We start from the raw sequence: 13,121 nt of genomic DNA on the forward strand, positions 1-13,121 counted from the left end.
TGGGAGCATGTCACTGAAGTTACGAGGTATTTTTTGTAGAGGATAGGAGAGAGAGGCAAATGAAGATTCAATCGATTGAACCGACGCCAAGTCCCAATACGATGAAAGTGCTGCTCGATGAAGAGCTTCCATTTGGCACGAGCTACAACTATAAGCCATCTCAAGCTGAACATGCCCCTGCCATCATCCAGCAATTGCTGCAAATTGAAGGAGTGAAAGGTATTTACCATGTCGCTGATTTTTTAGCTGTGGAACGGCATGCGAAATATGATTGGAAAGCGATTTTAACAAGAGTGCGCGAAGTGTTTGGCGAACAGGTGGAGGAACTCCAAGACAATGAACCTGTGCGCAACGATCATTTCGGCGAAGTGAAAGTATATGTGCAAATGTTGTATGGCTTGCCGATGCAAGTGAAGTTAACAGATGGACAGGAAGAGAGACGGGTCGGCTTGCCGAAGCCGTTTATCGATGCGGTGCTAGAAGCGCAAAAACATGCCGGCAATATTGTCGTTGAACGAAAATGGGTCGAAAAAGGCGTGCGGTACGGAACATTTGAAGAAATCGGTGCCGAGATTGTCGAGGAGTTGTCTGCCGCTTATCCGCCGGAACGGCTGGAGCGGTTCGTGCAAATGTTTAAAAGAGGCGAGCAGGCGAAAACACAAAAACGAGTGAGTTTTCAAGTGGCCGAACAAATGTTAGATGATCCGGACTGGACAAAACGATATGCAGCGTTGGAACAGATGGCAGAGCCGACGGAAACCGACTTACCAGTATTGGCAAAGGCGTTAAAAGACGAGAAAGTAGCGATTCGCCGCTTGGCGACTGCGTATTTAGGAATGATTGGCGGCAAAAGCGTGCTTCCATATTTATATGAAGCACTAAAAGACACAGCCGTTTCTGTGCGCCGTACCGCTGGCGACTGTTTGTCTGATATTGGTGACGTGGAAGCCATTTCTGTCATGGTCGAAGCGCTAAACGATGCAAGCAAGCTCGTTCGCTGGCGTGCCGCGATGTTTTTATATGAAAATGGCGATGAATCCGTCTTGCCTGCGTTAAAAGCGGTCGAAAACGATCCGGAATTTGAAGTAAGCATGCAAGTAAAAATGGCGATTGAACGTATCGAAGGCGGCGAAGAAGCGAAAGGATCTGTTTGGAAACAAATGACGGAGAGTAGAAAGAGGGAAGGAGAATATTAAAATGTTGGTTGAAGGGAGAAAGATATGTTCGTTACAATAAGAAAGAAAATTCTCTCCGCTTTGGAGGACAAAACCGAGGTGTATCGATGAAGATTGAAGTATGGTCCGATTTTGTTTGTCCGTTTTGTTATATCGGCAAGCGGCGGTTAGAGCAGGCGCTTGCGTCTTTTCCACACCGGGAGAATGTTGAGATCATCTTCCGCAGCTTTGAACTCGATCCGAATGCGAAAAAAGAAACGCCACTCAGCATTCACGAAATCATTGCGCAAAAATACGGCATTTCCGTAGACGAAGCGAAGCGAGTCAATACCGATATTAGCAAGCAAGCCGAGGCAATTGGTCTAACGTTTCATTTTGAGACGATGAAGCCGACCAATACGTTTGATGCCCACCGTCTGGCACAATACGCGAAGGAAAAAGGAAAGCTTGATGAAGTAGTCGAGCGTCTGTTTTACGCCTATTTTACGGAATCAAAGCGAATAAGTGATCGTGATGTATTGCTTGTGATTGCTGAATCTGTCGGACTTGATCGCCAAGAGACAGAAGCGATGCTCGATGGTGGGCGTTATGCAGAGCACGTGCGAGAAGACGAAGCGATAGCGGCCCAACTCGGCGTTCGCGGTGTACCGTTTTTCGTGCTGAATCAAAAATATGCGATTTCTGGCGCTCAGCCTGTCGAAGTATTCCGTCAGGCGTTAGAGAAAGTATGGACGGAAGAACAGCAGTCCTCATCGCTACAATCGCTCACGGAAGAAGGCGGAACGTGCACAGACGGGAATTGCGCGATCGACTAAATTCAAGGAAATGAAAAGCCGGCTAGGGTTCCCCAACCGGCTTTATCTTATTCCACATCATCCATATGCAAAATCGAATCAAGCGGAACCGCTAAATCTGGGTACAAAAAAGACGTTAATACATCTTTCGGACCGAATACCGCCCGTTTTTGAAACCGCCCGTCTTCTAAGCCGATGACTTCAATCGTCCGATTGCTTGGGTCCACGATCCAGTACTCTTTCACACCATTTGCTTCATACAAATGATACTTTTGATTGCGGTCTTTAATGCCTGTGCTAGCGGATAACACTTCGATCACGAGATCGGGTACGCCTTGTACTCGGTTTTTCTTCAGTTGATTTAAGTTGCAAATGACGAATAAGTCTGGCTGTACAACGGTTTGCGCTTCCTCTTCCTGTTTCGCTATATCGAATTGCACATCAAATGAAGATAAGATGAGGCGGCATCCGCGTGCTTTGAAGTAAGGAGCTAAGGCGAGATGCAGTTCGCCGACGACATGTTGATGAACATACGAAGGCGATGCAAGCAAATAAGGGATACCGTCAATCAGTTCCCAATTACCTTCCCATTGTTGAATATCTTTATATGAATACAAACGACCGTGTTGTACTTTTTCCATCTCTTCCACATCCTTTTTTGCCCTTTTCTACATTATATCACAACATAAAAGACACTTTTTCGCTTCTCCACTTCAAGGGACACTGTGCTGAAATGCACAGAAGAAGGGGAAAAGTATGTCTTTTTCAATTTCTTGATAAGTTTCGACAAGTTTTTTTGTTTCTTTTTGCTATACTAACTTCAACGTTTCTTTAGGATTTCGGGGTGCTTGTGGAAAGGAAATGTTGGGGAACAGTTTTAAAGATGACTCGTGCGATTCGCAAGCTGAAGACTGAAACGAACGGAAAAGTTATCCGATTATTTCCAAATATTTTCGATTGATAAACGAAAGGAGCGGTTATGTGAAAAAATGGTATCTTTTTGACACGTTTTGTGCGGCGATAATTTTATTATTTTCCTTCCTCTTTCAATCTTTTAACGTTGGATATTACTCATATGGTTCTTTTTTAGGTGTTACAATCGGTTCAATTATTGTTGGTGTCATCAGAAATCGATTGAACCAAAAAGCGAAGTTTCGGCGTTCTTTAGTTGGCGTTATGCTTATATTGATTCTTTCCGTAAGCATCATTAAATTGTTCCCAATCCCCGTTCGTGATGTTGGGGATGTAGCAATGCCTTATATCAACACTTGCATCAATGCATTTATTTATTTGTTCGTTACCAATATGATAAGTAGCAATCAATAAAGCAACCTAGCTATAATGAATGCCAGTCAATCTTTCTCCCCCGCTAGTAATGAAATAGAGCACAACGTATGGTATACTTGATTAACCTTTATAATCATCGAATATATATATAACAGTAAATGTTATTGTAGAACACTGATTATCAAATGCTTTTTGTTAAACAAGTAGGAAGGAGGGGATAGCTGCGATGGAATGGGTATCGTGTTTAGAAAAGCGCAATTTTTTAGCGTCTTTTTTGCAAACATATCGTCTAAAGCATCCAGATGCTCGATTTGTCTTGAAACATTTGCTTCAACATTCCCATTTGCTTCAAAGCGTCCATTTTACGGAAACTGAGCAAAAACAGGCGCGATGGCTCATTATTTCGACTGCGATGGCCGAGGAAGAAGGGCTCGTATTTTATCGACATGGTCAAAAAAGTACGAGTTTGGCAGCAATTATGAGTGATTTGGCACTGCATCCAAACGAGCCGCTCTATTTAACGCTCCATTTTCCTGGAAAATCGAGAAATTTTTCATACCTTCGACTATCGGATCATCAAGCGTTTGACAACGTCCGGAGATATGAATTCCATCAGAAAATGGAAAAAGTGGCAGAAGAAGTGTTGGATGAATCATTAAAACGCCATGAAGTGGCAAGATTAAAAATGCAAATTGACCGAGCACTTGACCGGAAAGACATCGCATTGTTTCAACAGTTGACAGAGCAGTTGAAAAAATACGAAAGCCAAAGCTGACAATAGGCGTCTGCTTTGGCCGTTCATTTAACATAAAAAGGATGTGGAATGGACGGAAAAATGATGACGTGCATTGATAGAATAGAAAAAATGTGATAAAGTAGAATAGAAATGTATTTTTATTTTTTAAAAAATATCCCTATTATAATTATACAACAAAATATCGTTTCTGTCAACTATCATTTTTTAAACCTCTGCTAAATGAGGAAAATGGGGGACTCATTTTTACAAGGAGTGATGAAATGAAGGAACGTCAGCAAGAGCAAGCACGATTAGATAGGGTTATGGAGACGATTACAGATCAAATCCATATACTCGAAAAAGAGACCATCCAACGCCGAGAGGAAGTAATCGATATTCGCAAATATTTTTGGGATGACGTGAAAGTAAATACGGATACTTTTGACGATTATCTTGAAACGATCATCAGCTTAAGGCAACAGGCACAAGCTTTGTCTGTCAGCCAAAGCACCCATAGGCAAGCTGTCAAAAAATTGTCCACGCTACGCCGTATGAAGGAAGTTCCTTATTTCGGCCGCATCGATTTTCTCGAAGAAGGAACTTTCACCACTGAGCAAATATATATCGGCATTTCCACGCTCATGGATGGGGAAAACATCCTCATCTACGACTGGCGGGCGCCGATTTCAAGTGTCTACTACGATTATTTGCTTGGTCCGGCTGAATATATGACCCCTGAAGGGATCGTGCGTGGCTTGTTAGAGAAAAAGTGGCAATATATGATTCGGGGCGGCGTCATCGAATCAATGTTCGATACGAGTCTCACCATTGGCGACGATATTTTACAACAAGTGCTTGGGAAAAATACAGACAACTATATGCACAACATAGTAGCCTCCATTCAACAGGAACAAAACCGAATCATTCGGCACGATCGCGGGAAATTGCTTATTGTTCAAGGAGCTGCTGGAAGCGGAAAAACTTCGGCTGCGTTGCAACGGGTAGCTTATTTGCTTTATAAATATCGGAACATGACATCCGATCAAATTATTTTATTTTCGCCTAACTCGATGTTTAATCACTACGTGTCCAATGTACTGCCTGAACTTGGCGAAGAGAATATGCAGCAAGTCACCTTCCAAGAATATGTAAACCATCGGCTGAGCAACGAGTTTCAAGTAGAGGGACCTTACGAGCAAATGGAAGAGATGTTGACCGCATCCGGTGACGAAGCAGAGATTAGGAAAGCGAGTATCCGGTTCAAGGCATCAGCACACTTTTTTGAAACGATTAAAGCATACAGCCGGTCTCTAGAATCAGCTGGTATGTTGTTTAAAGATGTAGTTTTTAGAGGAAAGCCCATAATTACTGCTAAACAAATCGAGGAAAAGTTTTATAGCGACACGTCGACTGGTCTTTCTCATAGGCTAGAAAAGTTAGCGGAATGGCTAATGAAACAAGTAGATGAAGTGGAGAAAAGGGAACGAACGAAGCCGTGGGTACAAGAAGAGATGGAGTTGCTTAGCAACGAGGATTGCCAAAAAGTTTATGCCCACTTACAAAAAAGGCGCGGTTTTGAAGCTTCGTTTAATGCTTATGAAAAGGCGCTTGCTCGTTTGGTCGTTCAACGAAAAATGAGGCCGTTGCGCCAATGGATTCGAACGTTTCGTTTCGTCGATATGAAAGGAATATACAAGCAACTTTTCGTTCAGCCAATGCTAATCAAACAATGGATAGAAGGGGAAGTGCCGAAAGAGTGGGACGATATTTGCCGATTGACTGTGAATATGTTAGAGGAAGGAAAATTGTGTTATGAAGATGCAACGCCGTATTTATTTTTGCGAGAGCTTATCCATGGGTTTCAAACAAATCTTTCCATCAAACACGTGTTTGTAGATGAAGCACAAGATTATTCTCCGTTTCAATTTGAGTTTTTAAAGCATTTATTTCCTTCTGCGCGGATGACGGTGCTTGGCGATTTTAACCAAGCGATATTTCCACATGCAAGTGATACGGTCGATTTTCATACGCTTACTAACTTATATGGATCTGATCAAACGGAGATCATCACTTTGACCCGTAGCTACCGTTCCACCAAACCCATCATTGAATTTACACGCCGACTCGTGGCGGACGGTGAACGGATTACCCCTTTTGAGCGCGATGGCGAACGACCGGTATTGACACTAGTGGATAATCGTGCGGAATTACACCATTCAATTGCTTCGAAAGTGGAAGATTTGCGGAAACGATATAACACGATTGCGATTATATGCAAATCCGCCGCAGAAAGTACTTTAGCCTACGAAGCATTGATCGATGTCGAAGGAATAAAGCTTATGAAAAGCGAATCGACTGCATATGAACAAGGGGTTATGGTTATCCCGGCGTATTTAGCGAAAGGGATTGAGTTCGATGCCGTTATCATTTATAACGCCTCCGCGCAAGTATATGGCGATGAATGCTTGCGCAGATTGTTCTACACCGCCTGCACGCGAGCAATGCATTACTTGCAGCTTTACAGTGTAGGCGAACCGAGTCCGTTTTTGCATCATGCTGAAAAGTCTTGATAGGCCCCCTTTTTAAAAATGTTTTTTCTAGACTATACACATTCTTCTTTCCCTCTTTCCGAAAACATATGGTGAAAGTAGGAGTTCGAGCAATTTTGGCGAAAAAATATTTAAGTAGATAAAAGCGTTAAAAACGAAAGGGGAGTAAGAGGTGGGGAAGGTGTATTTTTTTACAGGATTTCCGGGATTTATTGCATTGATGTTGCTTTCGGAACTGATCGGGAAATGGGCTCCAGAAAAGATATATACATTAGTGCTTCCACATATGAAGGACAAAGCGATAGCAGAAAAGGAAAGAATTTGTTCCTTCACCCATTTTCCGCACGAAAAATGGGAAGTTATCGAAGGGGATATTACCAAACCGAACCTTTCGCTCTCAAGAGAGCAGCTTCACATGTTGGCATCGTCGGTCACCCATGTGTTTCATCTTGCAGCAATCTACGATTTAGCTGTTCCTGAAAACATCGCTCGAACCGTTAACGTGGAAGGAACGAAGCGAGTAAACGAATGGGTATCATCGCTTCCACATTTGCAACGATATATATATTTTAGTACTGCCTACGTATCAGGAACGCGGCAAGGAATGATTTTTGAGCATGAACTTGACAAAGGGCAAGCGTTTAAAAATCATTACGAAGAAACAAAATTTCTTGCCGAAGTAGCCGTGCAGGAAATAGCGCGCAACGTGCCAACCACAATTATTCGCCCCGGCATTGTGGTTGGACATTCGAAAACGGGGGAGACGATAAAATTCGATGGGTTATACTTTATGTTCAATATGTTTGAACGTCTGAAATTCCTTCCGATTATTCCGTATCTCGGAAAAGGCGAAGCGCAAGGAAATTTTGTTCCCGTCGATTATATTATTGATGCGACACTTTATTTGGCACACGCGGACGAAGCGTCTGGGGAAACGTACCATTTAACCGATCCGAATCCGTACCACATGAGAGATATTTATCGAATGATGATGACCGAATATCTTGGAAAAGAACCGAAAGGAACGCTGCCGCTTCGTCTTGCCAAATGGGCGATGTCGTTTTCATTTGTTCGCCAATGGTTGCGTGTGGAAAAAGAAGCACTCGAATATTTCGAATGTGCCTCGATATATGATGCAACAAACGCGCGCAACACACTAATAAAAGCAGGCATTGTTTGTCCCGATTTCCGCGACGTCATTCCGGTAATGGCGCGTTATTATCGGAAGCACCGGAATGACGAAACCAAACAGTTGGTGATTCGCTAAAATTTTTGTTTACTCCACCAATAAAAATTTTTATGAATACGAGGAGAGTTATGAAGATAACCAAAGCCTTTATGCTAGTTGTTAGCATATTTTCCACAATAATAGGAAGCCTACCACTCTATTTTGCTTATCCGTTTAGCAATGGTCCAAATTCCGGTCCGGCAAACAAATGGGAGCTTCTTCTTATGCTATCATATGAGGGACAAAAGTGGTATTTGTTCGTCGGAATAGTTTTGTTGCTTGCCCTCGTCTTTTCCTATTTTAAACAGAAAAGAACCCTTTAAGAAAGCATGCGCAGCTAAAAATGTAGAAGTAACGAATCATCACCTTCGTTTTTTCTCAAAGGTTTAAATGATTGTAAGAAAAAACGCGCTGAATAATCAGCGCGTTTGCCCTAATAGCCATTTCGCATAAGGGGAATTTGCCGGCAAAATCACGACCGTATCTTCGCCAATGGTTGTTTTGTACGACTCGAGCGTACGGTAAAACGAATAAAATTCAGGGTCTTTGGCAAATGTTTCGTTATAAATGCGTGCCGCTTCTTGTTCGCCCGATGCCCGAATGCGTTCGGCGTCAGCTTGTGCTTTTGCGAGCACTTCTTTTACTTCGCGGTCTGTTTGAGCGATAATACGCTGCTTTTGCGCATCTCCCATCGATAAATACTCTTGCGCTTTCGATTCGCGCTCTGAAATCATTCGTTTGTAAACGGACTGTTCGTTTTCTTCTGGTAAATCAATTCGTTTCATGCGCACATCGACGACACGAATGCCGTAACGGTCTTGTTGTAATAGTTCGTTTACTTTTTCTGTCACTTCATCGTTCAGACTGCCACGCGATGACTTCTCATCGTTAATAATTTCATCGTAATTTAACCGTCCGAGCTCGGTGCGAACGATGGAGAAAATAAATTCGTCCATTTTTGATTCCGCATTTTCTAACGTACGGGCGTTTTGAATCATTTCTTTTGGGTTGGTAATTTCCCAAATGGCGTAATGGTTGACGAGGATACGCTTTTTATCTTTTGTATTAATTTCCGCTTCAGCGACGTCATAAAAAATTTGCGCTTTCGGCAAAGATGTTATGGTTTGAATGAATGGAATTTTAAAGCGTAATCCTGGCGTTTGCTCGATCCGGACAATTTCCCCAAATTGGCGCACGACTTTATATTCATTTTCATGAACGATATAGACGTTTGTTAAAGCGATAAGGAGCAAAAGAAGTCCAATGCCACCACCAATGATGGAGCGGAACCACTTGGTTGGTAGCTTCTTTTTCAACGGGATGACGTTTTGATCGTCTTGGAAAGTCGTCATTCGCTCCCACTTCCTTTCTCTGTCTTTTTCTCTGTCGCTTGTTTTTCGATCGGTTGGATTGGCAAGTATTTTAACGTATTGCCATCATCGTTCATAATGTAAATGTGCGTGTAAGGTAGCACTTGCTCAAGCGTTTCGATCAGTAGTCGTTGTTTTGTAATATCTTTTGCATTTTTATACTCTTCATATAATGCATTAAATTTCGCCACATCCCCACGTGCTTTTTCGATGCGGGCGACTTTATCTGCTTCTGCTTGGGAGAGTAGGGCATCTTTTTCTCCTTCTGCTTCTTTTGTTCGTTTGTTTCGATACTTATTGGCTTCGTTAATTTTTGTATTCATCGTTTCTCGTGCATCGGTCACATTGGTGAATGCTTTGCGTACATTGTCATTTGGCAAATCAACGTCTTGTAGCTTTACAGCCAAAATTGAAATACCGATATCGTATTTTTTCATTAATGAGGCTAACGACTCGCGCACATCAGCTTCAATTTTTGCCTTTCCTGACGTTAGTGCATCATCTATTTTCGAACTACCGATGACGCTGCGCAAAGAAGCAGAGGTTGCGTTGTATAAAATTTGTTCCGGTTCGTATGCGCGATAAAGAAATTTGGCAGGGTCCGTAATTTTCCACTGCACGACCATATCAGCGAGCACGATATTTTCATCCCCTGTAATCATTTTCGTATCGCCTTTATTCGTGGCAACTACTTTTCCATTTTCTTCTTTATACCCAAACTGTAAACTAAACGTTTCTCGCGATAACGTTTCTACCGTTTGAATGGGCCATGGTAGTTTAAAATGCAGACCTGGTGTGTTTACTTCTTCGTCAATTTTACCAAATGTTAGAATAACGGCTTGTTCGGACTCATCGACGGTATACCATGATGTCAATGCAGCGACAAGAAGAAAAACACCGGAAACTGTACCAACGATGATTCCCAAAAGTGAGCGTTTCCCCATACAATCCCGCCTTTCGTTGTTATTTATATGTATGTACGGAAAAAAAGAAAAAAAGTTTCGTCATCTTTGGCAAGGAGATCCTCTCTTCAACCGCCAAGGGAGTAAGGGGGTGGAGAAATCGATTTTTCAGTGGATTTTCTGGAAAAAACAACAAGCAACGGATGTCGGTGGTGAGTGTCTACTAGCGTGCTTGTTGTTTTTCATGTTCAGACATATAGCGGTCAATCGTAACGGCAGATCAATGTGTTGCAACGTTTGTCGAGGTGAATTTTCTTTTGCCAACTAAAGAAATCTACGAATATCTTGGATTTTTGCAAGATGCTGACCTTCATGAAAAATCGTTCGTACTAACACTTGAGCGATCGTGTACATGCCGGATTCGGTCGATGGGAACTCTTCCTCGAGGCGTTCCCCGTACCACTCGCGTATTTTCTTTGGCTGTTCTACCAATAACTCCTTTAATACAGAAAGCGATGGGGGATGTGTTTTCCATGCAGTTGGACTAGTTCCGAAACCCAACCAGCCCCTAAATCCTTCCGGAAACAGAATCGGTTCCTTCGTTAAATGCTGAATCCAAAGATATTGGTCTAAATAGATGTGCCCAAGATTCCAACGAATATTGTTGTTAAATCCTTTTGGAACGATGTCCGCTTCTTCTTCGGTGAGTCCATCCACTACTCGAAGCAATTCTCTCCGATAGTCTTCTAGCTGTTGAAACAGCACTTCATGTCGTTTTTCCATTTTCCACCTCGTTTGTTTGTATAGATACTTACATTCTACAGGAAAATCGTTCGTTTTCCTATAGGGATGGTAAATTAATCAATGCACGTGCTTTTCGGCAACTCTGCCTTTTGGACAGATGGTTTGCTAGAGACGTATACCCCGACTAGAATTAGAAGCAATCCAATAATCAAATGGTTGGTAATGGCTTCTTTTAATAAAACGTGTCCCCATATCATCGCAGTGGCTGGAATTAAATAAGTGACGGTCGTCGCAAATTCCGGGCTGCCTTCTTTCATTAAATAGTAATATAGAAGATGGGCAATGCCGGAACCGAAGCAACCAAGCCCAATGATGGATAAAATAATATGGTAGTTCCAGTCAGAAGGAAGCGGCATGGAATGAGTAGCAAAAGAACCAATCAGTCCAATCCCCGCTCCGACGATTAACGTACATGTTGTAACAAAAAGCACGCCGACATGGGCGACGTATTTTTTCATATATTGAGAAGCAAACCCATAACAAATGGTTGCGATGCACATCGTTCCGATACCGATAAAACTTTGTGTCCATAGCACGCTGAATCGAAATTCGACAAGCACTAATATGCCGATAAATCCAATAATAATTCCTACCCATTGTTTTTTCGTTATTTGTTTGTCAAAAAAGAGAAAGCCGATAAGCCCTGAACAAATAGGCGTAAGGGCATTAATGACAGCGGCTGTATTGCTTGTAATTTGTGTTTCACTTAACGCAATCAGCCCCCAAGGAAGCCCAGCATTAAATATCCCGACAATAACTAAGGACATCCAAGGGATTGGCTGAGTAACCTGCTTTCTTTTTGTCCATAAAAAAGGCATTAATAACATCGCGCCTGCTAGGCATCTGAGAAAAACCGTTCCCCATACGCCAGCCGATTCCGTCAGCCATTTGATAAATACAAAAGATAACCCCCAAATAAAACTCAACCCGATGAGTGCGCCATATAACTTCATCCCAATTCCTCCCGTTATGACAAATCTACTATCATTATCCTCGTATCAATCAATTTTTGTCTTTTTGTTTTTTGCTATGTAATTTGTGTGATTGCCTCTCACCTAAGAACGATTGGCTCGCGAACGATATTCCGTCGGTGTGCAGCCGACCATTTTTCGAAAAACGGAGGAAAAATGAGCAGAACTTTTAAAGCCTACCTCTAGTGCAATATGAATGAGAGGGAGGTTTGTTTCCACCATCCGTTTTTTTGCAACTTCCACCCGTTGTTGCAATACAAATTGGCGAGGGGACATTCCAGTTTCCGCTTTAAACATTTTCTGCAAGTAAAAAGGGCTAGCGTATAATTCCTTTGCTAATTGCCCAAGAGAAATCGTTTCTGTAAAACGTTCGGAAAGATATTGCTTTGCTTTGTTTACAAGCATTTCTTTTGTGGTCGCATGATGCAATAAGTCTGGCCGACATCTTTTGCAAGGACGAAATCCTTCCGCGAGAGGTTCTTTCGAATTGTAAAAGATTCTCACGTTTTCCCGTTTTGGCGTTTTGGAACGGCAAGACGGCCGACAAAAAATTCTCGTGGTCGTTACACCATAAAAGAAAATGCCATCATAGTCTTTATTACATGCCACGATCGCATGCCAAAATTCCTCTTTCATAACCTTTTCCCCTTTCTTTCCCCATCTTACCATAGAAATAAGCGTTCAAGCCGTCCAAAAAATTGAAAAACAAGATTGTATAACACCGTACATCGACGCATGGCTTATAGTAAAAAAATATGTTTGCGATGTGAAAATCGGTTGTAAACAAGCAAAGGAGGCACGAAACAATGGAAGTTTTCTCGCACTATTTAGCAAGTATCGACAACGTTGACCACCGCAATCGAACAGAGGAAATTTTACGGTGGGTTTGTGATACATTCCCACAGTTAAAACCGCAAATGAAGTGGAATACGCCCATGTTTACCGATCACGGTACATTTATCATTGGCTTTTCTGTGGCAAAGAATCATATAAGTGTGTCACCGGAGGAAGCGTGCATGGCACACTTTTTCGATGAAATTGCCCAAGCTGGTTATAGCGCGACGAAGGGATTGTTTCGCATCCCGTGGAATGAGCCGGTGAATTATGGATTGCTAGAGAAAATGATTGCATTTAATATTCATGAGAAAGCGGATTGTACAAGTTTTTGGCGAAAGTAGAAAACGATCGAACACATACACAGTACCTCTTGGCGAGAGAGAATGAAGAGAGGAATGAAAATGAACTACCCACCGCTTAGCTAACGCTTGGCGATCGCTGTTTCTCGCTCTTTTTTCTTTCATCAAA

13 protein-coding genes are annotated in these 13,121 nt (G+C 42.3%); 7 read left to right on the top strand and 6 right to left on the bottom strand.

The annotated features are described in order from the left end of the window. Positions 1-59: 59 nt before the first annotated feature. Both GFC30_RS09740 and GFC30_RS09745 read left to right on the top strand, forming a co-directional pair. On the top strand, positions 60-1,196 hold the full coding sequence (locus GFC30_RS09740; protein WP_066324847.1) for a conserved virulence factor C family protein: 1,137 nt from the start codon (positions 60-62) through the stop codon (positions 1,194-1,196). An 86-nt stretch (positions 1,197-1,282) separates the two neighbouring features. Beyond that, positions 1,283-1,990 (top strand): DsbA family oxidoreductase, encoded by a 708-nt coding sequence (locus GFC30_RS09745; protein ID WP_066324849.1) that lies wholly within the window; start codon positions 1,283-1,285, stop codon positions 1,988-1,990. 47 nt (positions 1,991-2,037) lie between these two features. Here the strand turns inward: GFC30_RS09745 and GFC30_RS09750 are convergent, their stop codons facing one another. Then, the gene (locus tag GFC30_RS09750) at positions 2,038-2,610 is read right to left on the bottom strand and encodes a Uma2 family endonuclease (RefSeq protein WP_066327303.1); all 573 of its coding nucleotides are present in this window, start codon (positions 2,608-2,610) and stop codon (positions 2,038-2,040) included. Between the two features lie 340 nt (positions 2,611-2,950). On the opposite strand from GFC30_RS09750, the gene GFC30_RS09755 reads away from it, so the two are divergent. From GFC30_RS09755 to GFC30_RS09770, 4 genes are all read left to right on the top strand, one after another. Further along, positions 2,951-3,295 (top strand): hypothetical protein, encoded by a 345-nt coding sequence (locus GFC30_RS09755; RefSeq protein ID WP_066324852.1) that lies wholly within the window; start codon positions 2,951-2,953, stop codon positions 3,293-3,295. A 187-nt stretch (positions 3,296-3,482) separates the two neighbouring features. Continuing rightward, complete coding sequence (locus GFC30_RS09760; protein WP_066324856.1) at positions 3,483-4,031, top strand: YpiB family protein; 549 nt, start codon at positions 3,483-3,485, stop codon at positions 4,029-4,031. 242 nt (positions 4,032-4,273) lie between these two features. Continuing rightward, a complete protein-coding gene (gene helD, locus GFC30_RS09765; RefSeq protein WP_066324858.1) occupies positions 4,274-6,562 on the top strand; it encodes an RNA polymerase recycling motor HelD in 2,289 nt (762 codons plus the stop codon). Positions 6,563-6,713: 151 nt separating this feature from the next. After that, positions 6,714-7,808 (top strand): SDR family oxidoreductase, encoded by a 1,095-nt coding sequence (locus GFC30_RS09770; RefSeq protein ID WP_084256275.1) that lies wholly within the window; start codon positions 6,714-6,716, stop codon positions 7,806-7,808. A gap of 380 nt (positions 7,809-8,188) precedes the next feature. Here GFC30_RS09770 and hflC read toward each other — a convergent pair whose 3' ends face one another. From hflC to GFC30_RS09800, 5 genes are all read right to left on the bottom strand, one after another. Beyond that, on the bottom strand, positions 8,189-9,121 hold the full coding sequence (gene hflC, locus GFC30_RS09780; protein ID WP_066324862.1) for a protease modulator HflC: 933 nt from the start codon (positions 9,119-9,121) through the stop codon (positions 8,189-8,191). Further along, positions 9,118-10,083 (bottom strand): FtsH protease activity modulator HflK, encoded by a 966-nt coding sequence (hflK, locus tag GFC30_RS09785; RefSeq protein WP_066324865.1) that lies wholly within the window; start codon positions 10,081-10,083, stop codon positions 9,118-9,120. Before hflK ends, hflC begins: the two co-directional genes overlap by 4 nt. 282 nt (positions 10,084-10,365) lie before the next feature. Then, the gene (locus GFC30_RS09790; RefSeq protein ID WP_066324867.1) at positions 10,366-10,824 is read right to left on the bottom strand and encodes a DinB family protein; all 459 of its coding nucleotides are present in this window, start codon (positions 10,822-10,824) and stop codon (positions 10,366-10,368) included. Positions 10,825-10,898: 74 nt separating this feature from the next. After that, on the bottom strand, positions 10,899-11,798 hold the full coding sequence (locus GFC30_RS09795) for a DMT family transporter (RefSeq protein ID WP_066324870.1): 900 nt from the start codon (positions 11,796-11,798) through the stop codon (positions 10,899-10,901). Between the two features lie 102 nt (positions 11,799-11,900). After that, complete coding sequence (locus tag GFC30_RS09800) at positions 11,901-12,452, bottom strand: bifunctional transcriptional activator/DNA repair enzyme AdaA (RefSeq protein WP_066324873.1); 552 nt, start codon at positions 12,450-12,452, stop codon at positions 11,901-11,903. 170 nt (positions 12,453-12,622) lie between these two features. Here GFC30_RS09800 and GFC30_RS09805 point away from each other — a divergent pair, with 170 nt between their 5' ends. Then, a complete protein-coding gene (locus GFC30_RS09805; protein WP_066324875.1) occupies positions 12,623-12,994 on the top strand; it encodes an iron chaperone in 372 nt (123 codons plus the stop codon). Positions 12,995-13,121: the final 127 nt, after the last annotated feature.

The sequence above is a fragment of the Anoxybacillus amylolyticus genome (assembly GCF_001634285.1).
Lineage (GTDB): Bacteria > Bacillota > Bacilli > Bacillales > Anoxybacillaceae > Anoxybacteroides > Anoxybacteroides amylolyticum.